Raw genomic sequence first — 25387 nt, 5'->3', positions numbered from 1 at the left:
GTCATGACGCTGGTACATCGATCCGTGCTGCTGGAGCCTACGGTGGCGGCCCTCGTGGATCCGTCCTTTGAGGCCCGGCGCTGGGCGCAAAACCCCGAAATCCAGGGTTTGGCCGATGGTGTGTACGTCGATTGCACTTTTGGTCGTGGCGGTCACAGCCGTCTGTTGTTGTCGCACTTGAGTCCCCAGGGGCGCCTGATCGTGATCGACAAGGATCCGCAAGCGATCGCCGTGGCCCAGGAGCTGGCAGCACAAGATAGCCGTGTGACGGTTGTACATAGTGGTTTTGGTGATTTGGCCCAGGCTCTGGACGAGCTGGATGTGGGGCCATTGCAAGGCGTCATGATGGATTTGGGCATTTCCTCGCCACAAATCGACGACGCAGAACGAGGTTTCTCTTTTATGCGCGAAGGTCCGTTGGACATGCGCATGGATACCAGCGGTGGTTTGACCGCTGAACAGTGGCTGGCTGAGGTCAGCGTAGAAGTTTTAAAGGAGGTCATTGCAGAATATGGCGAAGAACGGTTTGCTTTCCAGATTGCAAAGGCGATTGTTGATCGCCGCCAATCCCGCCCGCTACATACAACGCGTGATCTCGCCGAGCTCGTCGCCGGTGTCGTCCGCACGCGCGAAAAGGGTCAACATCCGGCAACCAGGACCTTCCAGGCTATACGGATTTACCTCAATCGTGAGCTCGAAGAGCTCGCGCACGCGCTTCCGTCAATTCTGAGTCGATTGGCGACTCGGGGCAGGCTTGCGGTGATTGCATTTCATTCACTGGAGGACCGCATGGTCAAACAGTTCATGAACGCAGCTGCGCGTCCCGCGCAGGAACAGTCACGTCTACCTATCCTAGAAAAAGACTTGCCCCAGCCTCTGGTGCAGTCTTTGGGCAGAATCTTGCCCACCGACGAGGAGTCCAGCGACAACCCCCGAGCCCGCTCGGCGGTATTACGTGTGGTGCAACGCACCGACACCCCCATCCCCCAGGACTGGATGCGCAGCGCCAGCGAGCGTCTGCTGCAACAGGCCGCCTATAGCCGACAGCCCGCCGGCAAGCGAGGCCGCCGATGATGCGCCTGGTCATCACCCTCTCTTTGGTGTTGATGCTTTCGGCCATCTCTTTGGTGACGGCGCGCTATCAGGCGCGCGAGCTGTTTGTGCAAACCGATCGTCTGGCCACCAAAGCCGGTGAACTGGATACGGACTGGCGTCGTCTGCAACTGGAACGGGCCGAGCTGGCCCGTAACGCTCGCGTGGACGATATTGGTCGCAACGAATTGGGCCTGGTGTTGAGCTCTCCCGAGCGCACTCTCTATTTGCAAGGGGGTGAGCTGAGCTCGACCCAGGTGCAGTCCGGAGGGCGGCCATGAAACGATTCGGCTATCACGAAAATCCCGTCCTGAGCGTCCAGATTCCATTCTGGCGCTCGCGTTTGGTGCTGGTTCTTTTATTTCTGGGCTTTGGTGCCCTGATCGTCAAGGCCTTGTACTTGCAAGGCCTGTCTACCGAATTCTTGCAGCAGCAGGGCGAGCGCCGTTACGAGCGCACCCAGGTGCTGCCGCCCATGCGTGGCAAGGTTTTTGATCGTACGGGTTCTGTGGTGCTGGCCTCCAGTGTGCCTGTCAAAGCCATCTGGGCTATTCCTGATGATGCTCGGAATGCCAAACCCGAGCAGATCGGTCAGTTGGCCAAGCTCCTTGGTATGGGGCAGTCCGATATCGAGCGTCGTCTGTCCGTTGAAGATCGTAACTTCGTCTACATCAAGCGTCAGGTGGATGTGGATGTGGCGGCTCAAATCGCTGAACTGAAAATCCCTGGTATCCACCAACAAGAAGAAATGCGTCGTTTCTATCCCGAAGGGGATGTCATGGCGCACATTGTGGGCTTTACGAATATTGAAGACCAGGGCATCGAGGGCATTGAGCTTGCCTTCAACTCTGCCTTGTCCGGCACGCCCGGTTCACGTCGCGTAATTCGTGACCGTCTGGGACGTGTGGTGGAGGACGTACGCGCCATCATCCCGCCTACCCACGGTCAGGATTTACACTTGTCCATTGATGCCGGCTTGCAGTTCGACGCGTACACCGCCTTGAAAAAAGGCATGGAAGACGTCAAGGCCAATGCCGCTGCGGCCGTGGTGATGGACGTGAAAACCGGGGAGATTCTGGCCCTGGTGAACTTGCCTACCTACAACCCCAACGACCGGGATGATCGCAAGGGTCCGGCCCTGCGTAACCGTGCCTTGACCGACACCTTTGAGCCCGGTTCCATCATGAAGCCGTTTACCGTGGCTCTGGCGCTGGATATCAACCGCATTACCACCGCCACCCAGTTCAACACGGGCAATGGTCAGTACCGCTACCAAGGTAGCGTGATCAGTGACGTTAGTCGCAACAATGGCATGCTGGATGCTGCCGGTATTTTGCGTCGGTCCAGCAATATTGGCATGACCATGATTTCCGAGCGCCTGACTTCGCAGGAAATGTGGAACAAGTTTACCGAGCTGGGTTTTGGCCGTTCTCCGCAGGCCGATTTTCCCGGTATTGCCAGTGGGAGACTGCGCCCCTGGGAGCGTTGGCGTCCCATCGAGCGCGCCACCATGTCGTATGGCTATGGCCTGTCGGTTTCCCTGCTGCAAATTGCCCACGCCTACACGGCGTTTGCGCGTAATGGCGACATGGTTTCCATGACTTTGCTCAAGCGCGAAGGCAAGCCCGCCAGCGTTCAGGTTTACACCCCTAAAGTGGCCGCGGAAGTTCGCGCCATGCTGGAAGCCGCGGCGGGTCCCGCCGGTGCCCGTCTGGCTCAGGTGCAAGGCTATCGCGTCGCTGGCAAGAGCGGTACGGCCCGCAAGATTGTGGATGGTCGCTACAGCAAGTCCTTGTATCGCGGCTCTTTTGTCGGCTTCGCGCCTGTCTCCGACCCTCGCATTGTGGTGGCCGTCACGATCGACGAACCACATAGTTCCAATTATTACGGCGGGCGTATTGCCGCGCCGATTTTTTCAGAAATTGTGGCCCGGAGCTTGCGACGCCTAGGTGTCCAGCCTGATGCGCCCATAGATTCGCTGGTGGCCGTTGGCCCCGGTGCGGAGAATGTACGATGAACGCCGCAGCAATATTGGAGTGGCTGGCGCAGCATGTAGCGCCCACGGCTAATCTGTGTTTGGATTCCCGCCAGATCAAGGCGGGTGACGCGTTTTTTGCCTGCCGCGGCCATCAGGGTGATGGTCGTGAGTACGAAGTTCAGGCTGTGCAGCAAGGTGCAGTGGCCATTGTGCGCGAGCAGGGCGATCAGGCGGTTGATCCCGGTGTGCCTGTCTTGCAAGTTCCCAATCTGGGTGCCTTGCTGGGTGAAGTAGCTCACGAATGGTGGGGCCGTCCTTCCGAAGCCATGACTGTCGTGGCGGTGACTGGCACGAATGGCAAGACCTCCACTGTGCAGTGGGTGGCGTCGGCCTTGAATCATTCCCAAGTGCCTTGCGGCACGATCGGTACGCTGGGCGTGACCTTGCCCGATGGCTCCAATCTGGGTGGCGTCCTGACCACGCCGGACGTGCTGACCGTACACCGTAGCCTGGCTGCTATTCGCGCCCAGGGCGGCAATGCCGTGGCCCTGGAAGCGTCGTCGATTGGTCTGGAACAGGGCCGTCTGGATGGTGTCCGTATTGATATTGCCGGGTTCACCAATCTGACGCATGATCATCTGGACTATCACCACAGCATGGAAGAATACAAACAGGCCAAGCTGCGCCTGTTTAGCTGGCCTGGTCTGCGTAGCGCCGTCGTGAATGCAGACGATGAAACGGGCCGTGAATTGATGCAGGCCGGTCTGGCTGCCCGTGTGATTTCCTACTCCATGAGCCAGCCCGAAGTGGACTTGTTGGCCCAGGACGTACACACCGGTGCCGATGGTCAGGTATTCAATCTGGTGACTGCTCACGGCACCGCCCAAATTCTGACTCACCTGCTGGGTGAGCATAACGTGGCCAACCTCTTGCTGGTGGCCGGTGTGCTGCAAGAAGTAGGCTGGCCCGTGTCCAAGATCGCGCGCATCATGGACAAGCTGGAGTCCGTGCCTGGCCGTTTGCAAATTGTGACGCCCAAGAGCACCGCAGGTCGTCAGCCCTTGCCTTTGGTCGTGGTGGATTACGCTCATACTGCCGATGCGCTGGAACGCGCCCTGCAAGCCTTGCGTGAAGTGGCCAGCGTACGTGGCGGCAAGCTGATTTGCGTATTTGGTTGCGGCGGTAACCGCGACACGGCCAAGCGCCCCATTATGGGTGAAGTGGCGGCCCGTCTGGCTGACAGCGTTCTGGTCACGACCGACAACCCGCGTTTTGAAGATCCTGCCGAAATCATTCGTCAGATCGTGGCTGGTATGCCTGAGGCGCCGGCCGTGCAGATGGATCGGGCTCGCGCCATCCTGTCTTCGATCTGGGCTGCCAGCCCTGAAGATATTGTTTTGCTGGCCGGTAAGGGGCACGAAACCTATCAGGAAGTGCAGGGCGAGCGCTCTGTGTTTGATGATTCCGACTGGGCCAAAGCCGCCTTGCTGTGGTTGCGTGGCGTGCGTTTGAGCACCGATTCCCGCAGCCTGAGCAAAGGTGATGTGTTCCTGGCCCTGAGCGGCGAGCAGTTCGATGGTCATCGCTATCTGGAAAAAGCGAAAGAGCAGGGTGCTGTGGCGGCCCTCGTGGCTCAGCGTGATGCCGAAGTCGAGTTGCCTCAGATTGTGTTGGGCGATACGCGTCGTGCGCTGATGACCTTGGCGACCGAGTGGCGCTCGCGCTTTGACATCCCTGTCATCGGCGTGACCGGCAGCAATGGCAAGACCACGACCAAGGAAATGATTGCCGCGATCTTGCGCGCCTGGTTGGGCGAAGCAGAAAGCCTGGCAACTCGCGGTAATTTGAACAACGATCTGGGCGTACCCCTGTCCATCCTGCGTTTGAGCTCCGAGCACAAAGCCGCCGTTCTGGAAATGGGCATGAACCACCCCGGTGAGATTGCCGTGCTGGCGTCCATGGCTCGCCCCACGATTGCCCTGATCAATAACGCACAGCGTGAACACCAGGAGTTCATGCACAGTGTGGAAGCAGTGGCTCGTGAAAACGGTGCCGTGATTGACGCGCTGCCACAAGATGGTGCGCTGGTGATTCCTGATGATGATGCCTTCAGCGCCATGTGGGCTGAGCAGGCTGGTCAGCGTCCCGTATTGCGTTTTGGCCTGAGCGGTCAGGAAACGGTCTTTGCGGCCGATATGTTTGTCGAGCCAGCTCAAACCCGTTTTGTGTTGCATGTGGCAGGCCAGTCTGCTGCCCTGACCTTGAACAGCCCCGGTATCCACAACCTGCGCAATGCCTTGGCCGCTGCCGCTTGCGCTCATGCCGCCGGTGCGCCGTTGAGCGCGATTGTGCAGGGTCTGGAAAGCTTCCGTCCTGTCACGGGCCGTATGCAGCCCAAGCAGCTGTCTTCCGGTTACCAGTTGATTGACGACACCTACAACGCCAACCCGGATTCGGTACGTGCTGCCATTGATGTGCTGGCACAGCTGAAAGGCCGCAAGGTGCTGGTGCTGGGCAATATGGCCGAGATCGGTGATAACAGCTCCGAATTGCACGCTGAAGTGGGTGCTTACGCCAAAGAGCGTGGCATGGATGAATTGCTGACCTTGGGTGGCGATGCCAGCCATGCTGCCCAGGCTTTTGGTGCGCGTGCGCATCAATTCGAGACTTTGGAAGACATGGTGGCTTATCTGCTGGCCCTGGAGCCATCCCATGTGTTGATCAAGGGTTCGCGCAGCGCCCGTATGGAGCGTGTGGTTGCCGCCCTGGAAAACCACTTCTCTCATAACGAAGGGGCCACTCATGCTTCTTGAACTGGCACGTTGGCTATCGGACGATCATATTCGCGCCTTTGGGGTGTTTGAGTACATCACCCTGCGTGCTATTTTGGCCAGCGCCACTGCGCTGGCAATTGGCTTGTTGGCAGGACCCTGGGTGATTCGCAAGCTGACCGAACTGAAGATTGGTCAGGCGGTACGCGCTTACGGCCCGGAATCGCATTTGCAAAAGAACGGCACCCCCACCATGGGCGGTGTCCTGATCCTGATTTCTATCGGTATCAGTACCTTGTTGTGGGCAGACTGGACCAACCGTTTTGTGTGGGTCGTTCTGCTGGTAACTTTTGGTTTTGGCTGGATTGGTTGGGCAGACGACTACAAGAAAGTCGTCAATCGTGACCCCGAAGGCATGTCCTCGCGTCAGAAGTTTTTCTGGCAAGCCTTGATCGGTATCGTTGCGGCCGTGTACCTGAGCTTTGCCGTTTCGGTGCCTGCCAATACTGAGCTGTGGCCCTTGTTCAAAGAGTGGGTCTTGAGCGGCTTCACCATGCCCCTGCCTACGCAGGCTGACCTGATCGTGCCGTTCTTCAAGTCCGTCAGCTACCCGCTGGGTGTGCTGGGCTTTGTGGTATTGACCTGGGCAGTGATTGTTGGCTCCAGCAACGCCGTCAACCTGACGGACGGCCTGGACGGTCTGGCCATCATGCCTACCGTGCTGGTGGGCGCTGCCCTGGGTATTTTTGCCTACGTGGTTGGCCGGGTCGACTACTCCAAATATCTCTTGTTTCCCTATATCCCCGGCGCGGGTGAGTTGATGGTGATCTGTGCGGCCATAGCCGGTGCGGGTCTAGCCTTTTTGTGGTTCAACGCCTATCCCGCCCAAGTGTTCATGGGTGATGTGGGTGCGCTGGCCCTGGGCGGTGCGCTGGGCACGATCGCGGTGATCGTTCGCCAGGAAATCGTGCTGTTCATTATGGGTGGCGTGTTTGTGGTGGAAACCTTGTCGGTGATGCTGCAGGTGACCTGGTTCAAGTACACCAAGAAACGCTACGGGCAGGGCAGACGAATGTTCCGTATGGCGCCGCTGCACCATCATTTTGAAGTTGGCGGCTGGAAAGAAACACAGGTGGTGGTTCGCTTCTGGATCATCACCATGATGCTGGTCATGGTCGGTCTGTCTACATTGAAATTGCGATGAATGCGTTGAGTTTTCCTTCGATCCGTAAAGACGGTCTCATGCTTATCCTGGGGTTAGGCGAGACAGGCTTTGCTGCGGCTCGCTGGTCTTTGGCCCAGGGGGCCAGCATTCGTTTGGCGGATACGCGCGAAAACGTGCAGGGTCTGGACAAGCTTCAGGCCCTGAGCAGCTCGGCTCTGGATACGCGTCTGGGGCAAAACGCCCTGCAGGCCGATAGCCTGAACGACGTGCAGACCCTGGTGATCAGCCCCGGCTTGTCGCCCCTGGATCCTGCTCTGGCCGCCTTTTTAGCCCAGGCACGAGATCGTGGAATCGAAGTCATTGGCGAGATCGAGCTATTTGCCCGTGCCTTGAAAGATCTGGCTGATCAAGGCCATGAAAGCCGTGTGGTGGCCATTACCGGCACCAATGGCAAGACTACCGTCACGGCCATGACGCGCCACTTGCTGGAGCAGGCAGGTGTTTCTGCACTGGCCGTGGGCAATATCAGCCCTGCTGCGCTGACCGCCCTGTGCGACGCTCTGGAAAACAATGCCTTGCCTCAGGTCTGGGTGCTGGAGTTGTCCAGCTTCCAGCTGGATAGCACTTTTAGCTTGCAGGCGGATGCTGGCGTTGTACTGAATATTTCGCAGGATCATCTGGACTGGCACGGCGGTATGGACGCTTACGTCGAGTCCAAGCAGCGCATGTACAGCATGTGTGATGTGGCCTTGGTCAATCGTGATGATCCAGCCGTTATGGCCATGATTCCCGATGCCAGCCAAGAGTCGGTGCGCAGCTTCGGTTTGGACCAGCCCGCTTTGCTGGGCGATATGGGCTTGCTGACGGATGGCGGCATGCAGTGGTTGGTGACCAATGAGCCTACCGATTTTGAGCTGCCGGCCACAGGCCTGAAAAAACGTAATGCACCGGCTGAGCCTGCCGTGCGCGGTAAAGGTGGCTTGAAACGCTTGATGCCGGTTGAGGCTTTGCAGATCAAGGGGCGTCACAACGCCTTGAATGCCCAAGCAGCCTTGTTGCTGGCTCGTTGTCTTGGTCTGGGTTGGGCTGAGTTGCTCAATGGTCTGCGCACCTATCAAGGGGAGCCGCACCGTGTCGAACTGGTGCGTGTGCTGGACGGTGTTCAATATCTGGATGACAGCAAAGGTACTAATGTCGGCGCGACTGTTGCCGCCTTGCGCGGGTTTGATCAGCGTGTCTGGCTGATTGCCGGTGGTTTGGGCAAAGGCCAGGATTTTGAGCCGCTGGCCGTTGCGGCTGCCTCGAATGTGGCCGAAGTGTTTTTGATTGGGCAGGACGCCAAGCTGATTGCCTCTGTTCTGGACGCTCATGATGTCCGTTATCGTTTCTGCGAGGGTCTGGAAGCTGCTGTGCAAGCTGCTGCCGAGCAGGCGCGTTCGGGGGATGTGGTCTTGCTGTCTCCGGCCTGCGCCAGCATGGATATGTTCAAAAGCTATCACCATCGCGGCATGTGTTTTGTCGCCGCCGTGACCGAGATGGCACTGGATAGAGGAGAGCCGGCATGAGTCTGTTTGCTGAGCTGACCTCGGGTGTCAATGCCGTACGTCCCGGACGCACGGCATTGCCTGCGTTTGATCGCCCCTTGCTGGCCGCCACACTGATGCTGACCCTGTTTGGTTTGCTGATGGTGTATTCGGCCTCGATCGCTTTGGCAGACGGACCGCGCTATGAAAGCTACGGTCGTTACTACTTTGTAATTCGCCACGCCTTGTTCATTGTGGTGGGTGTGGTGCTGGCCATGTTTACCGCAACCGTGCCGCTGCGTGTGTGGCAGAAGTTGGCCGTGCCTCTGTTTGCTCTGGCTATTTTCTTGCTGCTGGTGGTGCTGGTTCCCGGCATTGGCCGTGAAGTAAACGGTGCACGTCGCTGGTTGCCTTTGGGCATCATCAACTTCCAGCCTTCGGAGCTGATGAAAGTAGCCATGGTTCTGTATGCCGCTGATTACACCGTGCGCAAGCAGCAGCATCTGCATACCTTTATTCGGGGTTTCCTGCCTATGGCGGTGGCCCTGGGTCTGGTTGGTGTGTTGCTGTTGATGGAGCCTGACTTGGGCGCCTTCATGGTCATTGTGGCCATTGCGGTGGGCATTTTGTTCATTGGCGGAATTAACGGCAAGTTGTTCTCTGCCTTGCTGGGCATTATGGTCAGCAGCTTCCTTTTGCTGATCTGGCTCTCGCCTTGGCGTCGTGAACGTTTGTTCGTGTATCTGGACCCCTGGAATCCTGACAATGCTTATGGCAGTGCCTATCAGTTGTCGCACTCGCTGATTGCTTTGGGCCGAGGCGAATGGTTTGGCGTGGGTCTGGGTTCCAGCGTGGAAAAACTGCATTACCTGCCTGAAGCCCACACCGACTTCATCGTCGCGGTAATTGGTGAAGAGCTGGGCTTTGTTGGCGTGGCCGCCCTGATCCTGACCTTTGGCTTTGTCGTATGGCGCAGCTTCAATATTGGTCGTCAGGCCTGCGCCATGGATCGCTTGTTCAGCGGTGTCGTCGCTCAAGGTGTGGCGCTGTGGTTCGGCGTGCAGGCTTTTATCAATATTGGTGTGGTGCTGGGTTTGTTGCCTACCAAGGGTCTGACCTTGCCTTTGGTCAGTTACGGTGGTTCGGGCATTGTGATGAATCTGGTGGCTTTTGCCTTGTTGCTGCGGGTGGATTTTGAGAATCGGCAAATGATGCGAGGTAAGCGCACATGAGCACTCCAACCATCCTGATCATGGCAGGCGGTACAGGTGGGCACATCATGCCCGGGTTGGCCGTGGCTGAAGCCATGCAGCAACGCGGCTGGCAAGTGTTGTGGCTGGGTCATCCCGAGCGCATGGAAGGTAGCTTGGTCCCACAGCATGGGATTAAAATACTGCCTCTGCGATTTTCCGGGCTACGAGGCAAAGGCGTGAAGGCATTGCTCTCTTTACCCTTTACTTTGATCCGTGCCTGCTGGCAGGCGCATCGCTGCCTGCAGGAAGCCAAGCCGGATGTGGTACTGGGTATGGGCGGCTACGTGGCTTTCCCCGGTGGCCTGATGTCTTTTGTGTCGCGCCGCCCGCTGGTAGTGCACGAGCAAAATGCGGTCGCCGGTACGGCGAATCGCTACCTGGCCAAAATGGCGACCAGTGTGTTGACCGGCTTCCCCGGTGCCTTGCCTGGTGCAGTAACTGTGGGCAACCCGGTGCGCGATGCCTTCGTAGGCCAAGGTCCGGCTGCCGAGCGTTATGCCAAACGCAGCGGACCGCTACGCATTCTGGTGGTGGGCGGCAGCCTGGGGGCCGCCGCGCTGAACAAAGTGGTGCCTGAGGCCATGGCGCTGATCCCTGCCGAGCAGCGTCCGCATCTAACCCATCAGTCCGGCCAGCAGCATCTGGAAAGCTTGCAGCAAAGCTACGCAGACAATCAGGTGCAGGCCGACTGCAAGGCCTTTATTGGCGATATGGCGCAGGCCATGAAAGAGGCCGATGTGCTGATTTGTCGCGCCGGTGCCATGACGGTAGCTGAAGTGGCTGCAATCGGCGTAGCGGCTCTGTTCGTGCCTCTGCCACACGCGATTGACGATCACCAGACAGCCAACGCCCGCTACCTGAGCGAATGCTCGGGTGCGTGGCTCAAGAAACAATCGGAGTTGACGGCTCAGTGGCTTGCGCAGTGGTTGCAAGGACTGAACCGTGAAGAGTTAAGTCGTGTGGCCAGCCACGCGCAAGAACATGCACAGTTGAATGCCACGCAGCAGATTGCCGAAGCATGTCAGCAGGCGGCAAGGAGGGTGGGATGAAACACCGCATTCAACATATTCATTTTGTAGGGATTGGCGGCTCGGGCATGAGCGGCATTGCCGAAGTCATGCTGAACCTGGGCTTTGCCATCAGTGGCTCGGATATTCAGGAAACGGCGGTGACTCGACGCCTGGAGCAGCTGGGTGCTCGTATCGTGATCGGTCATAAAGCCGAAAACGTCGCTGGCATGGGCGCTATCGTCACCTCCACCGCCATTGCGGGTGACAACCCCGAAGTGCTGGCCGCGCGTGCCGCCCGCATTCCGGTGGTGCCACGTGCCCTGATGCTGGCCGAGCTGATGCGCTTGAAGCGCGGCATTGCCGTGGCTGGTACGCACGGCAAGACCACCACCACCAGCCTGGTAGCGAGCCTGCTGGGCGCGGCTGATCTGGACCCCACCTTTGTGATCGGTGGTCGCCTGAATTCGGCCGGTGCCAATGCCCGCTTGGGGCAGGGCGATTACATCGTGGTGGAAGCGGATGAGTCCGATGCTTCTTTCCTGAACCTGTTGCCGGTGATGGCCATCATCACCAATATCGACGTCGACCATATGGACACCTACGGTCATGACGTTGCCCGACTGAAAAGCGCCTTCATCGACTTCACGCACCGCCTGCCGTTTTACGGTAGCGCCATCGTGTGCAACGACGATGCGAATGTGCGCGAAATCATTCCTTTTGTATCGCGTCCTGTCACGACTTACGGCATTGATACAGATGCCCAGGTCCGCGCGATCAACATCGAAAGCCGTGGCGCCACCATGTGTTTTGATGTGCAGCGCAAAGGGGCCACAGGCGATCTTCCCCTGCTGTCCGTGTGCCTGAATCTGCCCGGAAAGCACAATGTACTCAATGCCTTGGCTGCCATTGCGGTTGCCACTGAGCTGGGTGTCAGTGACGAGGTCATAGCCCGTGGCCTGAAAGAGTTCACCGGCGTGGGGCGCCGCTTCTCCATGGTGGGTGACTTCCCGGTTTCCCAAGCGCAAGGTGGTGGCACGTTTACTGTTGTTGACGATTATGGTCACCATCCTGTCGAGATGGCTGCTACCTTGGCGGCCGCACGTGGTGCTTGGCCTGATCGCCGCATCGTGCTGGCATTCCAGCCGCACCGCTACACACGCACCCGTGATTGCTTTGAAGATTTCGTGCAGGTACTTAGCCAGGCCGATGCGGTCCTCCTTGGAGAGGTCTATCCCGCCGGTGAGGCTCCCCTTGTGGCCGCCGATGGCCGTGCCTTGAGTCGCGCAGTGCGTGTGCTCGGCAAGGTCGAACCCATTTTCGTGGCCGAAATCAGCGATATGGCACAAGCCGTTCTGGACTTTGTCCGTGACGGCGATGTGGTGTTGGTAATGGGTGCAGGGTCCATCAGCCGGATCCCTGCTCAATTGGGAGAAATGGCATGACAGCGGATTTTGGTCGGGTCGGCGTGTTGTACGGCGGCAAGTCCGCCGAACGTGAAGTGTCCTTGATGTCTGGCGCAGGCGTGCATGAAGCGCTGTGCAGCATGGGCGTGGATGCGCATTTGTTCGATATGGGCGAGAAAGGACTGACCGAACTGGCTCAGGCCGGTTTTGACCGCGTGTTTATTGCTTTGCATGGTCGTTATGGCGAAGACGGCACCTTGCAGGGGGCTTTGGAGTGGATGGGCATTCCTTACACCGGCAGCGGTGTGATGGCCTCCGGCCTGGCCATGGACAAGATCATGACCAAGCACATCTGGCAGCACCTGGGTTTGCCCACTCCCGGTTTTGCGCAGCTGGATCATGTCAGCCAGGTTGCCGCTGCGGTTGAACGTCTGGGTGTGCCCCTGATCATGAAGCCGCCCCATGAAGGTTCCACCGTGGGGGTGGTGCGTGTGGATCGCGCCGAGGAGGCTGTTGCCGCCTTTGAAACCGCCATGCATTACGACACGGTCGTGCTGGCTGAGCAATTCATTCGTGGTCGCGAATTGACTGTACCCATCATCGGCGTGGGTGCCCAGGCACGTGCCTTGCCCGTGATCGATATTGTGGCCCCACAAGGCAATTACGACTTCGAACACAAGTATTACTCGGACGAAACCCAGTACTTCTGTCCTGCAGATCTGTCGCCTGAGTTGACGGCACATATCCAGGATCTGTCCGTCCGTGCGTTCAATGCACTGGGCTGCGAAGGCTGGGGCCGTGCCGATTTCATGCTGGACGAGCAAAACCGCCCCTGGCTGCTGGAGATGAATACCTCTCCGGGCATGACCAGCCACTCTTTGGTGCCCATGGCAGCCAAAGCAGAGGGCACCAGCTACGCCCAGTTGTGCGTGAATATTTTGGCAACGGCGCGCTGCAAGGTGCAGGCCATTGCTCGCAGCCTATAGAACGGGGAGCCTGACTCATGTTTTCCGATGCACGTCTGACCAACCTGATCGCCAATACGCTGGCTTTGCTAGCGGTATCGGCATTGGTGATCAGTGTTGTGGTTTGGGCTGTGCGTCGTCCGTACTTCAATATCGAACGCATTCAGATCGAGTCCTCGCAAGGCGAACGTCTGGCCTATGTGACTCCTGAAGGGGTGAAAGCCACGATTGCCGGTCGCCTGCAAGGCAACTTCTTCACAGTAGATCTGGACAAGTCCCGCGCTCTGATTGAAACGGCTCCTTGGGTACGTCGCGCGCAGATCCGCCGCGTTTGGCCCAATAGCTTGTCGGTACGGATTGAAGAACAGCAGCCGCTGGCCTATTGGAACGAAGACGAAATGATCAACACCTGGGGTGAATCATTTTCGGCCAATAAAGCCGTGGTGCCTGATGATGTGGATTTACCCCAGCTAAGCGGTCCTCCCAATTCGGAGCGTCTGGTGGTGCAACGGTATGCCGAGCTGGCACGCTGGTTTGGGCCGCTGGATGTACAGGTCAGTGAAGTGACGCTGAGCCCGCGCTACGCCTGGGATGTAGTGTTGTCCAACGGCATGCAGCTAAGCCTGGGGCGTGACCCGGCTGCTGATATTGCCGACCCGCACGGTCGTAAAGGTGCATTGCCCTTTGCGGTACGTGTTGAACGATTTGTGCAGGCTTGGCCTGCCTTGATGCAACGGCTTGGCGACCGTGCTTTGCAAAGTGCCGACTTACGTTACCCGAATGGCTTTGCGATAACGCTGGCTCCGGTTTCATCTACCCCTGTGAAGTAAAGAACATATGACTCGTGACATCAAAGACCTGATCGTTGCATTGGACATCGGCACCAGCAAAGTGGTTGCGGTGGTGGCCGAAGTGCTGCCGGAAGGCCGGTTTGAAGTGCTTGGTCTGGGACAGCATGAATCCCAGGGCATGCGCAAAGGGGTGGTCGTCAATATCGAGACGACAGTCAATTCCATCCAGCGCGCTTTGGAAGAGGCGGAGTTGATGGCCGATTGCAAGATCCGTGAGGTCTACACCGGAATTGCAGGCAGCCACATCACCAGCTTCAACTCCAGCGGCATGGTGGCGGTGAAAGACAAGGAAGTCACGGCGACCGATGTGGCACGCGTGATTGAAACGGCCAAGGCCGTGAATATCCCCACCGACCAGCAAGTGCTGCACGTGCTCACGCAGGAGTTCATCGTGGATTCGCAAGAAGATATTCGCGAACCCATAGGCATGAGCGGTTTGCGTCTGGAAGTGCGGGTACACATTGTGACCGGTGCCGTCAGCGCGGCGCAGAACATCGTCAAGTGTGTGCGTCGTTGTGGCCTGGAAGTACAGGACCTGATTTTGCAGCCTCTGGCCTCCAGCCTGTCTTGCCTGACGGCGGACGAGAAAGAGCTGGGCGTGGTGCTGGTGGACATCGGTGGCGGTACGACCGATATCGCCATCTACACCGGCGGTGCGATTCGTCATACCGACGTGATCCCGATCGCGGGCGACCAGATCACCAGCGACATTGCCGCCATGTTGCGCACCCCTACGCCGGATGCGGAAGAGATCAAGCTGCGTTTTGGTGTGGCCAAGCAATCGCTGGCCCATCCGGAAGAAATGATTGAAGTGCCCGGTCTGGGTGATCGTCCCAACCGACAGGTCAAGCGCCAGGCCCTGGGTGCCGTGATCGAGCCGCGTGTGGAAGAGCTGTTTACCTTTGTGCAGCAAAGCCTGCGCGAATCGGGCTACGAAGACTTGCTGTCCTCGGGCGTGGTGTTGACTGGTGGTACGGCCATGTTGCCGGGCATCGTGGAGCTGGCCGAGGACGTGTTCCTGAAACCTGTGCGTATTGCTGTGCCCAGCTATGAAGGTAGCTTGGCTGATGTCATGCGCAACCCACGTTTTTCGACCGTGATGGGCTTGTTGACCGAAGCACGCCTGCAAAGCGCTCGTGGCCGCAAGGTGGCTCAGCAAAAAGGCAGCGTCAAAGGTCTGATGGCCCGTATGAAGGAATGGTTCATGAATTAAGGGCGTTGCAAGACGCTCAGGTCGGGCAGCCTGAAAGGGCGGTCCAGGAGGCAGTTCAAACCGGGTGCGAACCCCTTGGTTGGCAGATGTTTTGAGCTGATTCCAAATTTCAGTTGTATCGGGGAAGTACGTAGAAACTTGACTAATTAAGTGTTTGAGTGGGAGTCAATCATGATGAACTTTGAAATGTTAGATACCAGCGGTAGCGGCACGGTCATCAAGGTCGTGGGCGTGGGCGGCGCAGGCGGTAACGCTGTGACGCATATGATCAACTCTGGTGTTCAGGGCGTTGATTTCATTTGCGCCAATACCGATTCGCAGGCGCTGGCCAGCAGCGATGCACCTATCCAGATTCGTCTGGGCCGCAGCGGCTTGGGCGCCGGTGCCAAGCCTGACCAAGGCCGTGCAGCCGCTGAAACCGCTCGCGAAGAAATTCGCGCAGCATTGAACGGCGCCAACATGGTGTTTATTACAGCCGGTATGGGCGGTGGCACCGGTACGGGTGCCAGCCCCGTTGTGGCTGAAGTGGCCAAGGAATTGGGCATTTTGACCGTGGGTGTCGTCACCAAACCTTTCTCCTTTGAAGGCAATCGCCGTCTGCGCATGGCCGAAGAAGGGATCGAGGAGCTGAGCAAGCACGTTCACTCCCTGATCGTTGTATTGAATGAAAACCTGTACGACTTGATGGATGAGGACGCAACACAGTCCGATTGCTTCAAGGCAGCTGACGATGTCTTGCACAATGCCTGCGCCGGTATTGCCGAGATCATCAATGTTGAAGGTAACGTGAACGTCGACTTCGAAGACGTGAAAACCATCATGGGCGAGCAAGGCCAGGCCATGATGGGTACCGCTGTGGCTTCCGGCTCGAACCGCGCTCGTGAAGCGGCTGAGCGTGCCATCGCTTGCCCATTGCTGGAAGGTGTGGACCTGCACGGTGCCCGCGGCATGCTGGTGAACATCACCTCCTCGTCGTCCCTGAAGATGCGCGAAACGCGCGAAATCATGGACACCATCCGTGGCTACGCTGCAGAAGACGCCACCGTTATCTTTGGTACCGCTTACGATGAGTCCATGGGCGACAGCCTGCGCGTGACCGTTGTGGCTACCGGCCTGGGTCGCAAGCAAGCGCGCCCACAGTTGGTACAAAACAACGAAGAAGTGTTACGTACAGGTACGGACAACATGCCTGTCATCGGTGCGGATTACGCCAACGCCGACGTGCCTGCCGTCATCCGCAATCCACGCAGCCAGGCTTCGGCTCAGGTGCGTGCACTGGAGACTGCCGGTATGGATCACTTCGACATTCCGGCGTTCTTGCGCAAGCAGGCTGATTAAAAATCAGGTTCGGCGATTACCCGAGTCGCCAATTTGATTTCTCCCACGACTCCCCCTGGGCGTTCGCGCTCAGGGGGCGTAAGTGCTTTGTTGTGTCGTGGTGTTTGACGCTTGACAATTGCTTATGTTTTTAGAAAGCGTATAGTGGATAACCCGTATTACGGTTACAATAGTCTTTGCGAACAACACTTTACAAATACAAGAACAGCCATGCTTCGTCAGCGCACCATCAAGAATGTCATCAGTACCAAAGGAGTCGGCTTGCACTCTGGTCGTCGTGTCGAACTGACACTGCGCCCTGCTGCGCCTGACACGGGTATTGTGTTTCACCGTATCGATCTGCCCGAAATCGTGGATTTGCCCGCACAGGCAGACAAGGTCGGTGGTACGCGTATGGCTTCGGTGCTGATCAAGGATAATGTTCGGGTTTCAACCGTCGAGCATTTGATGTCGGCCATCGCTGGCCTGGGCATTGATAATCTGCACGTGGACCTGACGGCTGAAGAAGTGCCCATCATGGATGGCAGCGCTGGCACATTTGTGTATTTGTTGCGTTCGGCGGGCTTGCAGGAGCAGGAAGCCGCCAAGAAGTTTTTGCGTGTCCTCAAACCCATCGAAGTCTCTGAAGGCGAGGGGCAGGACATCAAGTGGGCCCGTCTGGAGCCCTACGAAGGCTTTGCCCTTCAGTTTTCTATCGATTTTCACCACCCGGCCATTGATGCAACGGCCAATTTTGCCGAGGTGGATTTTGCGCATGACTCGTACGTGAAGACTATTTCACGTGCGCGCACCTTCGGGTTCGCCAGCGAAGTGGAAGCTTTGCGTGCGGCCGGTCTGGCCCGTGGCGGCAGTTTGGACAATGCCATCGTCATGGACGAGTACCGCGTCCTGAACAGCGACGGTCTGCGTTATGAGGACGAGTTCGTCAAGCACAAGATTCTCGATGCTATTGGCGACTTGTACCTGATTGGCCACCCCCTGATTGCACGCTATGTGGCGTGCAAATCCGGCCATGGTTTGAATAACCAGCTGGCGCGTGCCTTGCTGGCCGCCCAGGATAGTTGGGAGCTGGTGACTTTCGAGTCGGCTGCCAGTGCACCCCACGCTTTTTCCAGCGAGTGGAAATTCGCTTGATACTTGCTTAGGGGCCCGATCCTGGTGCTTTGCTTAGCCGCGATGATGACGCAACAAGCGTTCGATGGCTTGCGCCAAGGGACCTTGCGGCAATGAGTCATGCAGCTTTTCAAATGATTCCAAGGCCCGTTCGTCCAGGACTTGTACCTGGCGTGCGGGCTTTTCTGTCACAGCTGCAAACAAATGGGCTTGCACGTGCACCAGCGCCTCGCTAATGTTCCAGCCAGCGGCATTCATCTGCCGTGTGACAGTGGGCAACAGCTGACGCAGCTTGGCCGCATGTGCGGCGCTGGGAACTGCCAGCGTCAATTGCTGTCTGTCTATACGGGCTACTTTACAAGCCTTGCCCAAAGCAGGTGGCAAGGCTTTGCTTACATGGGTCTGCGCCGCCATCAGCTGCCGGGCCATTTCCAGTACCTGGGAACCTTGCTGGTCGCTGGCCAGCCAACCCAAAGCGTGGCTTTGCCCGCTACTGCGTTTTGGCGCGGATGAGGAAAAAGGGGGCTTCCAGGTCATGTTCGAGGTTATACGATAGTGGATCAACATAAAGACTATACGTCCTTAGATGCCAAAGCCAAAGGGGTGCGCCGTACGGTGATCGCCCTGGTGGCTCTGGTATCGCTGGGCGTTTCCGCAGCGGCGGGAGCTCTGGTGCAGTCGCACTGGGGTGAACGCGGTGGCGTGTCGCTGGACGCGGATATGGCCCAGAGCCAGGCCGCTGCCATGCAGGACAACGTGACCCGCCTGGCCGAAAAAGTCGGCGGTTTGCAGGCCAAACTGATCGAGATGGACGGTGTCAGCAAGCGCGTGGCCAAGGCGGCCGGCATTGAGTACACCGATCCGGAGCTGGCCGGTGCCATGCCCGTGCAGGATCTGGCCGTCATGGACAGCATGGATGGAGCCGACCTGGTCTGGAACGCCGACCGCCTGGGCGAGCAGCTGGATAATCTGGCCAAACAGATGTCCGAGCAACAGGACTGGTTTCAGATGCTGGATTCCGTGCTGACCGAGCGTACCGGCAACGAAGCCCGTCTGCCCAATTACCGTCCGGTGGATTATGACGAGGTGGCTTCCTCCTTTGGCTGGCGTCGTCACCCGATTTCGGGCCGTCATGCCTTGCACGAAGGTTTGGACTTTCCAGCACCCAAGGGGACGCCTATCTATGCCGCATCCGGTGGGGTGGTATCGGAAGCCCGCTATATGACAGGCTACGGCAAGCTGGTGGAAATCAATCACGGCAATGGCATGAGCACGCGATACGCCCATGCCTCATCAATCGTTGTTAAATTAGGCGACGTAGTAGAAAAAGGGCAGTTGATCGCCCGTGTCGGATCTACCGGGCAGTCCACAGGCTCGCACCTGCACTTTGAAGTGCGCATGGCCGGACATGCCCTGGATCCCAAGCTTTTTCTGCCGGCGCGTGAGTATGTAGAACAGCAGATCGCGCAATTGGATTCGGACAAGTAGTTCCGTCTTGCAGCATGTGCGTTAAACTGATTGTTTGCTTGCGCATCCCTTTTAACCAGAGATAGGCTCGAGGCACAGATTCAAGCCCTTGCGGCCTCGCCTACATTGACGACACAAGAATGGTTTCATTGCTGAAAAAGCTTATTGGCAGTCGTAACGACCGATTGCTCAAACAGTACCGTAAGCAGGTCGCCCAGATTAATGCTCTTGAGCCTACTATTCAGGGCCTGAGTGACGAGGCCTTGGCAGCCAAGACGCAGGAGCTGCGCCAACGTGTTCAGGATGGCGCCTCGCTTAACTCGCTCCTGCCCGAGGCTTTTGCTGTAGTGCGCGAGGCGGGTGTCCGTGTATTTGGCATGCGCCACTTTGACGTGCAGATGCTCGGTGCCATTGCCTTGCACAACGGCAAGATTTCCGAAATGCGTACGGGTGAGGGTAAAACCCTGACTGCGACCTTGGCCGTGTACTTGAATGCACTGTCCGGCAAAGGCGTGCACGTGGTGACCGTCAACGATTACCTGGCTCGACGCGATGCGAACTGGATGGGGCGTCTGTACAACTTCCTGGGCCTGAGCGTGGGCGTCGTAGTTCCCCAGCAAGACAATGCCGAGAAGATTGCTGCCTATCAGGCTGACATTACCTACGGTACCAACAACGAATTTGGTTTTGACTACCTGCGCGACAATATGGAATACCGCGCCGAGGATCGCCGCCAGCGCGGTTTGTCCTACGCGATTGTCGACGAAGTTGACTCCATCCTGATCGACGAAGCCCGTACACCGCTGATCATCTCCGGCCAGGCCGAAGATAATACCGAGCTGTACGTGCGCATGAACGTGGTTCCGCCCATGCTGACCCGCATGACGCAAGAGCCTCGTCCACACGAGCCCGAGCCCGAAGGCGACTTCTGGGTCGATGAAAAGGGCCAGCAGGTTCATATTTCCGAAGCCGGTCACGAACGTGCCGAGCAGATCCTGACCGAAATCGGTCTGCTTCCCGAAGGCGAGTCGCTGTACGAACCGCGCCACATTTCCCTGATGCACCACCTGATGGTCGCCCTGCGCGCCCACAACCTGTTCTTCCGCGATCAGCAATACGTGGTCCAGGACGGCGAAGTGGTGATTGTGGACGAATTTACCGGCCGTTTGATGGCTGGTCGCCGCTGGTCGGATGGCTTGCACCAGGCTGTGGAAGCCAAGGAAGGCGTTCGCATTCAGAACGAAAACCAGACGCTGGCGTCGATTACTTTCCAGAACTACTTCCGTATGTACGACAAGCTGTCGGGCATGACGGGTACGGCCGATACCGAAGCCTATGAGTTCCAGGAAATCTATAGTCTTGAAACCGTCATCATTCCACCGAATCGTCCGCTGGCCCGTAAGGACCAAAACGACCAGGTCTTCAAAACCGATGACGAGAAGTTCAATGCCATTCTGAAAGACATTCAGGACTGCCACGAGCGTGGTCAGCCTGTACTGGTGGGTACCACCAGCATTGAAAACTCCGAGCTGATCTCCACACGCTTGAATGCCGCTGGCGTCAAGCACGAGGTGCTGAACGCCAAGCAACACGCCCGTGAAGCCGACATCGTGGCTGAAGCTGGTATGCCCGGTCACGTGACCATCGCCACCAATATGGCCGGTCGTGGTACGGACATTGTCTTGGGTGGCAGCATCGAACGTGCAATTTCTCAGGTGCGTGAAGACGAGTCCCTGAGTGCCGAGCAAAAAGAAGCCAAGATCCAGGCTATTCGTGCTGCTTGGGAACCCCTGAACCAGCAGGTCAAACAGGCTGGTGGTTTGCGCATTATTGGTACCGAGCGTCACGAATCCCGCCGTATTGACAACCAGCTGCGTGGTCGTGCCGGTCGTCAGGGTGACCCAGGTTCCTCGCGTTTCTACCTGTCGCTGGAAGATTCGCTGATGCGCATCTTCGCTGGTGATCGTGTGCGCGCCATCATGGAGCGTCTGCGTTTGCCTGAAGGCGAGCCTATCGAAGCCCGCATGGTGACTCGTTCCATCGAATCCGCTCAGCGCAAGGTCGAGGCCCGCAACTTCGATATTCGTAAACAGCTGCTGCAGTATGACGACGTGGCCAACGATCAGCGCAAGGTGATCTACGCCCAGCGTAATGAAGTGCTGGAGTCGGCTGATATTTCCGACACCATCAGCAGCCTGCGCGAAGCCGCCGTCAGCCGTCTGTTCCGTGAATACGTGCCGCAAGACACCATGGAAGAGCAATGGGATATTCCCGGCCTGACCACCGCTTTGCAGAGCACCTTCCAGATTGAGCTGCCTTTGGCTGAAATGCTGGAGAAAGAATCCAATCTGACCGACGATGACTTGCATGATCGCGTTATCGAAGAATCCCAGCGCCTGCTGCAAGCCAAGATTGATCTGGTTGGTCAGCCTAACTGGGGCAATTTCGAGCGTTCTGTACTCTTGCAGTCCATTGATACGCAATGGCGTGGCCATTTGCAGGCCCTGGATCACCTGCGTCAGGGGATTCATCTGCGCGGTTATGCCCAGAAAGACCCCAAACAGGAATACAAGCGCGAAGCTTTCGAGCTGTTCTCCGACATGCTGGACCGTGTGCGTGATGAAGTGGTCAAAGTGCTGATGACCGTGCGTATTCAGACTCCGGAGCAGGTCGAGGAAGCCGCGGTTGAGGTTCCTGCCAACTCCAATGTCCGTTTCCATCATTCGGACTACGATGCTGCCTTGAGCGGTGAAGATCCCGGTCTGGACGAAGCGGCCAAGGGCGAAGTGCCACGCGTGGGCCGTAACGATCCTTGCCCATGCGGCAGCGGCAAGAAATACAAGCAGTGCCATGGGCGCTTGAACTGATTCTGACTCAAGCTGCCCAGCCTGCAGGCTGCGAGATCAAACCCCATGAGCCCCTGGCGCATGGGGTTTTTTCTTGGATGCCAGCTTTGTTGCTGCGAACTGATCTGTGAATGGTTATATCCCGCTCATGCAGGGCCGTTTTTCCCTGTAAGCTACAGGACGCAGCTTGGTGCTACCGGCTGCGGCTGATCGTTTCTTCTGTGTGTTTTTCTATGACAACATCTCCCTTATTACATCGTATTGCCCTGATCGGGGCGGGCGAAGTCGCGCGTTTTTATGGTGCTGCCTTGAAGTCGGCTGGTGTGCAGGTGCCGTTTATCCTAGTGCGCCGGGAAAGTGCCGCAGCCAGCGAACTGGCGCAGCAATTGGGAGCGCAACTGTGCTTGCAGGCGGATACGGATTGGCGGAGTCTTGACGGCGTGTTGTCGGCAGTGACGGGAACACAGGCATACATAGTGGCCAAGGCCGTCATGCCGCATTTGTCTGTGAGAGCGCTGTACATGGATTTGTGTACGGCCGAGCCCCAGGACATGGAGAGCATGGACGTTTTGGCGCAACAGCACGGAATCGAGCTGGCTGACCTGGCGATTATGGGCTCTGTGCCCTCTACAGGCGCTCAGACGGCTTTGTTGGCGGCAGGGCAAGGGGCAGGCAGGGCTGCGGCGTTTTGGCAGGCTCAGGGCGCTTCTGTGCGTATCTTGCCGGGACAGGCGGGGGATGCAATGCGCTTGAAGCTGCTGCGCAGTTTGATGACCAAGGGGCTGGAGGCCTTGGGAATTGAAAACTTGATGCTGGCCGAGCGCATGGGTTTGCGGGCCGAGCTGTATGAAGTCCTGGAGGATTTGAATCAGCGGGGCTTGCAGGACTTTATGGAGTCCTGCCTGCGCAGCCATCTGGTGCACGGCGTGCGCCGCCGTGACGAGGTTCTGCAAGTGCGTCGTCAGCTGGAGTTGGCAGGCATTGCGCCGCGAGTGACCAATGGCGTACTGGATTTTTTTGAGCACACAGCGCAGACCGAGTCTTTGCAAAGAGCTCAGGCCGTGGGGACACAGGAGAGTTTGGAAGTGTTCTTGGAAGAGGCCCGACTGTCGTCCTCACGATCTTAGTTGTTTGGAAGGACAGTTTGGTGCGCGTGTTTGAGTTTGCAGCAACTTCTGAGATTGGCTACCACGTTTTTCCCCGGGAAAAGGTAGAGAGCTTGTGCTTAACAAGATAAGGCAAACATACTGAAATCCAACGGATCAACGGGCCAACGCCCCGATATTTAGGTGTTCCAGTGTTCGGATTTTCAGGTTCCCTGGGGCCAAAAGATTAAAAGAGGCGATTTACTCCTTTTGATGCAGAAATCAAAAAACCGGCCAGAAGCCGGTTTTTTTTAATCATACCCGCAGGCGATTTACAGCAAGAACACCGTCGCCAGTCCCAGGAACAGCAAGAAACCTAGCGAGTCCGTCGCAAAGGTCAGCAATACCGAGGAGCCCACAGCCGGGTCATTGCCAAAGCGATCACGCAGAATCGGGATCATCACGCCCAGCGCCGCGCCAATCAACATATTGCCGATCATGGCGGCCATCATCACGGCAGCAATGGCGATCGAGCCGGAGATAAACCAGGCAAAGAATGCCGTTACCGCGCTGCCACAAACACCAACCAGAAAGGTCACCAGCAGTTCGCGCTTGATCAATGGCAGGACGTTGGAACCTGTGACTCGGCCGGTGGCAATGGCACGAATGATCATGGTCATGGTCTGGTTGCCGGAGTTGCCACCAATACCGGCCACAATCGACATCAGGAAAGCCAGGATCACGATGTGGCTGACGGTATCCTCAAAGCGCGAGGCAATGAAGGAAGCCGTTGCTGCCGTACAGAGATTGATCAGCAGCCAGGGGGCCCGGTTGCGGATAGCCGTACGGATGGGCGAGAAAATATCGTCCTCTTGCAGACCGGCACGAGACAGGGCCTGTTCTTCCGAGTCCTCTTGCAGCACGTCCACTACTTCGTCAATGGTGACTCGGCCAATCAGGCGGCCAATATCGTCCACCACGGGAGCAGACACCAAGTCATAACGCTCAAAGGCCCCGGCTGCATCCGAGTCCGAATCCAGTGGATTCAGAGTCAGATAATCGGTGGACATGACGGAGGACACCAGGGTTTCAGGCTCGCTGACCAGCATGCGGGTCAGCGACAGCGTGCCTTGCAGTTTGTCGGCACGATCCACCACAAAGATCTGGTCAGTGTGGTCGGGCAGTTCCTGCAAACGTCGCAGGTAACGCAGGACCACTTCCAGGGTGACGTCCTCGCGCACGCGCACCATGTCAAAGTCCATGATGGCGCCCACGGTGTCTTCGGGGTAGCCCATGGCTTCGATCAGCTGTGCACGCTCCTCGTCCGTCAGGCCGCGCTGCACGGCTGCCACCACATCGGGCGGCAGGTCAGGGACCAGATCGGCAATTTCGTCGGCATCCATATTGCCGGCGGCCGCGATCAGGTCCGCGGCGTCCATGGAACGAATCAGCGATTCACGTGCCCAGTCCGCTACTTCCAGCAGCACGTCGGCGTCGTGCTCGGCATCCACCAATTGCCAGATGGCCTGACGCTCCAGCTCGGGCAAGGACTCCAGAATGAAGGCAATGTCAGCTGGGTGCAGATCGTTCAGGATGGACTTGATCTCGCTCTCATGCTGGCGATGGATCAAGCCCTCAAGCAGGTTGGAGCGGTCGTCGTCCTCGAACTGGCGCTGGGCCAGCGATTCCACCACTTCCTGGCGCTTGAGGATGTTTTTCAGGCGATAAAGTGCCTGCTGCGCATCCTCGGGCTCCAGACGGCGCGGCTTGGGAGTGTCACTGGGCGAAGTAGGGGGTACCAGGTTTTCCTGCATAGGCCTGCCTGTCACGAATACTTAGAGAGGGGGCAGCGGGCGGCTGCGGCGCTCGTCATCGGTAGCCACATAGGTAAGCGTGGCTTCCGTTACCTTGACCGTTTCAAGTTGCAGGCGTTTGCGTTCTGCATACACTTCCACCGAAACCGTAATGGAGGTGCGGCCTGTTTTGATGATTTCTGTGTAGAAACTAAGCAAATCACCCACAAACACGGGCTGCTTGAAGGTGAAGGCATTCACGGAAATGGTGGCAACCCGGCCTTGGGCGCGTCGTGTTGCAGGAATCGCTCCGGCAATGTCCACCTGGGACATGATCCAGCCACCAAACACGTCACCGTGAATATTGGCGTCTGTGGGCATGGGCATGACGCGCAGGGTGGGGGCTCCGTCCGGGAGCGAAGAGATGTTGCTTGAAGTAGTCACAAATACTCCCGTATTGGAAGAAAGGGTGGTGGGACAGATGCCCGTCGCGCGGAGCGCACGCCGTCAACAATAGAACC

20 protein-coding genes are annotated in these 25387 nt (G+C 57.7%); 17 read left to right on the top strand and 3 right to left on the bottom strand.

Translation table 11 applies throughout. The features are described 5' to 3' along the window. Positions 1 to 3 precede the first annotated feature (3 nt). The 14 genes from rsmH (at position 4) to lpxC (ending at position 17696) form a co-directional block, all read left to right on the top strand. Positions 4 to 1074, top strand: coding sequence for a 16S rRNA (cytosine(1402)-N(4))-methyltransferase RsmH (gene rsmH, locus D0C27_RS17655; RefSeq protein ID WP_009455051.1), 1071 nt, complete (start codon positions 4 to 6; stop codon positions 1072 to 1074). Further along, positions 1071 to 1373, top strand: coding sequence for a cell division protein FtsL (gene ftsL / locus D0C27_RS17650; RefSeq protein WP_137431401.1), 303 nt, complete (start codon positions 1071 to 1073; stop codon positions 1371 to 1373). The genes rsmH and ftsL overlap by 4 nt, the downstream gene beginning before the upstream one ends. Further along, on the top strand, positions 1370 to 3109 hold the full coding sequence (locus tag D0C27_RS17645; protein WP_035271088.1) for a peptidoglycan D,D-transpeptidase FtsI family protein: 1740 nt from the start codon (positions 1370 to 1372) through the stop codon (positions 3107 to 3109). Before ftsL ends, D0C27_RS17645 begins: the two co-directional genes overlap by 4 nt. After that, positions 3106 to 5883: a bifunctional UDP-N-acetylmuramoyl-L-alanyl-D-glutamate--2,6-diaminopimelate ligase MurE/UDP-N-acetylmuramoyl-tripeptide--D-alanyl-D-alanine ligase MurF gene (gene murF, locus D0C27_RS17640; protein WP_137431400.1), complete on the top strand. Its 2778-nt coding sequence runs from the start codon at positions 3106 to 3108 to the stop codon at positions 5881 to 5883. The genes D0C27_RS17645 and murF overlap by 4 nt, the downstream gene beginning before the upstream one ends. Then, positions 5873 to 7045, top strand: coding sequence for a phospho-N-acetylmuramoyl-pentapeptide-transferase (gene mraY / locus D0C27_RS17635; protein WP_035271084.1), 1173 nt, complete (start codon positions 5873 to 5875; stop codon positions 7043 to 7045). Before murF ends, mraY begins: the two co-directional genes overlap by 11 nt. Next, entirely contained in the window at positions 7042 to 8571 is a 1530-nt protein-coding gene (gene murD / locus D0C27_RS17630) for a UDP-N-acetylmuramoyl-L-alanine--D-glutamate ligase (protein ID WP_137431399.1), read from the top strand. The genes mraY and murD overlap by 4 nt, the downstream gene beginning before the upstream one ends. Next, positions 8568 to 9761: a putative lipid II flippase FtsW gene (ftsW, locus tag D0C27_RS17625; protein ID WP_022983452.1), complete on the top strand. Its 1194-nt coding sequence runs from the start codon at positions 8568 to 8570 to the stop codon at positions 9759 to 9761. Before murD ends, ftsW begins: the two co-directional genes overlap by 4 nt. Then, positions 9758 to 10831, top strand: coding sequence for an undecaprenyldiphospho-muramoylpentapeptide beta-N-acetylglucosaminyltransferase (murG, locus tag D0C27_RS17620; RefSeq protein ID WP_115634206.1), 1074 nt, complete (start codon positions 9758 to 9760; stop codon positions 10829 to 10831). The genes ftsW and murG overlap by 4 nt, the downstream gene beginning before the upstream one ends. Beyond that, the gene (gene murC, locus D0C27_RS17615; RefSeq protein WP_137431398.1) at positions 10828 to 12234 is read left to right on the top strand and encodes a UDP-N-acetylmuramate--L-alanine ligase; all 1407 of its coding nucleotides are present in this window, start codon (positions 10828 to 10830) and stop codon (positions 12232 to 12234) included. The genes murG and murC overlap by 4 nt, the downstream gene beginning before the upstream one ends. Next, a complete protein-coding gene (locus D0C27_RS17610) occupies positions 12231 to 13181 on the top strand; it encodes a D-alanine--D-alanine ligase (protein ID WP_035271076.1) in 951 nt (316 codons plus the stop codon). Before murC ends, D0C27_RS17610 begins: the two co-directional genes overlap by 4 nt. A gap of 17 nt (positions 13182 to 13198) precedes the next feature. After that, positions 13199 to 13990: a cell division protein FtsQ/DivIB gene (locus D0C27_RS17605; RefSeq protein WP_009455041.1), complete on the top strand. Its 792-nt coding sequence runs from the start codon at positions 13199 to 13201 to the stop codon at positions 13988 to 13990. 7 nt (positions 13991 to 13997) lie between these two features. Beyond that, the gene (gene ftsA / locus D0C27_RS17600) at positions 13998 to 15224 is read left to right on the top strand and encodes a cell division protein FtsA (protein WP_009455039.1); all 1227 of its coding nucleotides are present in this window, start codon (positions 13998 to 14000) and stop codon (positions 15222 to 15224) included. 171 nt (positions 15225 to 15395) lie between these two features. Next, positions 15396 to 16562: a cell division protein FtsZ gene (ftsZ, locus tag D0C27_RS17595; protein ID WP_035271073.1), complete on the top strand. Its 1167-nt coding sequence runs from the start codon at positions 15396 to 15398 to the stop codon at positions 16560 to 16562. 210 nt (positions 16563 to 16772) lie between these two features. Further along, positions 16773 to 17696: a UDP-3-O-acyl-N-acetylglucosamine deacetylase gene (gene lpxC / locus D0C27_RS17590; RefSeq protein ID WP_026485180.1), complete on the top strand. Its 924-nt coding sequence runs from the start codon at positions 16773 to 16775 to the stop codon at positions 17694 to 17696. 33 nt (positions 17697 to 17729) lie between these two features. On the opposite strand, the gene D0C27_RS17585 is transcribed toward lpxC, so the two are convergent. Beyond that, a complete protein-coding gene (locus D0C27_RS17585) occupies positions 17730 to 18212 on the bottom strand; it encodes a DciA family protein (RefSeq protein ID WP_115634326.1) in 483 nt (160 codons plus the stop codon). Positions 18213 to 18230: 18 nt separating this feature from the next. On the opposite strand from D0C27_RS17585, the gene D0C27_RS17580 reads away from it, so the two are divergent. From D0C27_RS17580 to D0C27_RS17570, 3 genes are all read left to right on the top strand, one after another. Further along, the gene (locus tag D0C27_RS17580; RefSeq protein WP_009455033.1) at positions 18231 to 19163 is read left to right on the top strand and encodes a M23 family metallopeptidase; all 933 of its coding nucleotides are present in this window, start codon (positions 18231 to 18233) and stop codon (positions 19161 to 19163) included. A 119-nt stretch (positions 19164 to 19282) separates the two neighbouring features. After that, a complete protein-coding gene (gene secA, locus D0C27_RS17575) occupies positions 19283 to 22009 on the top strand; it encodes a preprotein translocase subunit SecA (protein WP_009455031.1) in 2727 nt (908 codons plus the stop codon). Between the two features lie 212 nt (positions 22010 to 22221). Beyond that, on the top strand, positions 22222 to 23115 hold the full coding sequence (locus tag D0C27_RS17570) for a DUF1932 domain-containing protein (protein WP_170978597.1): 894 nt from the start codon (positions 22222 to 22224) through the stop codon (positions 23113 to 23115). A 290-nt stretch (positions 23116 to 23405) separates the two neighbouring features. Here the strand turns inward: D0C27_RS17570 and mgtE are convergent, their stop codons facing one another. Both mgtE and D0C27_RS17560 read right to left on the bottom strand, forming a co-directional pair. Continuing rightward, positions 23406 to 24887 carry a magnesium transporter gene (gene mgtE, locus D0C27_RS17565; RefSeq protein ID WP_109088800.1) on the bottom strand — a complete coding sequence of 494 codons (1482 nt, stop codon included), beginning with the start codon at positions 24885 to 24887 and terminating at the stop codon, positions 23406 to 23408. 21 nt (positions 24888 to 24908) lie between these two features. Beyond that, positions 24909 to 25253 carry an acyl-CoA thioesterase gene (locus D0C27_RS17560; protein ID WP_003803527.1) on the bottom strand — a complete coding sequence of 115 codons (345 nt, stop codon included), beginning with the start codon at positions 25251 to 25253 and terminating at the stop codon, positions 24909 to 24911. Positions 25254 to 25387: the final 134 nt, after the last annotated feature.

Source organism: Alcaligenes faecalis (assembly GCF_005311025.1).
In the GTDB taxonomy this organism is placed as follows: Bacteria; Pseudomonadota; Gammaproteobacteria; order Burkholderiales; family Burkholderiaceae_B; genus Alcaligenes; species Alcaligenes phenolicus.
The sequence above is the reverse complement of the archived record's forward strand: the minus strand, read 5'-3'. Positions and strand labels throughout refer to the sequence as shown.

Bases quoted from the DNA above. Each gene is read 5' to 3' on its own strand.
- rsmH (WP_009455051.1), top strand. From the start codon at position 4: ATGACGCTGGTACATCGATCCGTGCTGCTGGAGCCTACGGTGGCGGCC.
- ftsL (WP_137431401.1), top strand. From the start codon at position 1,071: ATGATGCGCCTGGTCATCACCCTCTCTTTGGTGTTGATGCTTTCGGCC.
- D0C27_RS17645 (WP_035271088.1), top strand. From the start codon at position 1,370: ATGAAACGATTCGGCTATCACGAAAATCCCGTCCTGAGCGTCCAGATT.
- murF (WP_137431400.1), top strand. From the start codon at position 3,106: ATGAACGCCGCAGCAATATTGGAGTGGCTGGCGCAGCATGTAGCGCCC.
- mraY (WP_035271084.1), top strand. From the start codon at position 5,873: ATGCTTCTTGAACTGGCACGTTGGCTATCGGACGATCATATTCGCGCC.
- murD (WP_137431399.1), top strand. From the start codon at position 7,042: ATGAATGCGTTGAGTTTTCCTTCGATCCGTAAAGACGGTCTCATGCTT.
- ftsW (WP_022983452.1), top strand. From the start codon at position 8,568: ATGAGTCTGTTTGCTGAGCTGACCTCGGGTGTCAATGCCGTACGTCCC.
- murG (WP_115634206.1), top strand. From the start codon at position 9,758: ATGAGCACTCCAACCATCCTGATCATGGCAGGCGGTACAGGTGGGCAC.
- murC (WP_137431398.1), top strand. From the start codon at position 10,828: ATGAAACACCGCATTCAACATATTCATTTTGTAGGGATTGGCGGCTCG.
- D0C27_RS17610 (WP_035271076.1), top strand. From the start codon at position 12,231: ATGACAGCGGATTTTGGTCGGGTCGGCGTGTTGTACGGCGGCAAGTCC.
- D0C27_RS17605 (WP_009455041.1), top strand. From the start codon at position 13,199: ATGTTTTCCGATGCACGTCTGACCAACCTGATCGCCAATACGCTGGCT.
- ftsA (WP_009455039.1), top strand. From the start codon at position 13,998: ATGACTCGTGACATCAAAGACCTGATCGTTGCATTGGACATCGGCACC.
- ftsZ (WP_035271073.1), top strand. From the start codon at position 15,396: ATGATGAACTTTGAAATGTTAGATACCAGCGGTAGCGGCACGGTCATC.
- lpxC (WP_026485180.1), top strand. From the start codon at position 16,773: ATGCTTCGTCAGCGCACCATCAAGAATGTCATCAGTACCAAAGGAGTC.
- D0C27_RS17585 (WP_115634326.1), bottom strand. From the start codon at position 18,212: ATGACCTGGAAGCCCCCTTTTTCCTCATCCGCGCCAAAACGCAGTAGC.
- secA (WP_009455031.1), top strand. From the start codon at position 19,283: ATGGTTTCATTGCTGAAAAAGCTTATTGGCAGTCGTAACGACCGATTG.
- D0C27_RS17570 (WP_170978597.1), top strand. From the start codon at position 22,222: ATGACAACATCTCCCTTATTACATCGTATTGCCCTGATCGGGGCGGGC.
- mgtE (WP_109088800.1), bottom strand. From the start codon at position 24,887: ATGCAGGAAAACCTGGTACCCCCTACTTCGCCCAGTGACACTCCCAAG.
- D0C27_RS17560 (WP_003803527.1), bottom strand. From the start codon at position 25,253: ATGCCCATGCCCACAGACGCCAATATTCACGGTGACGTGTTTGGTGGC.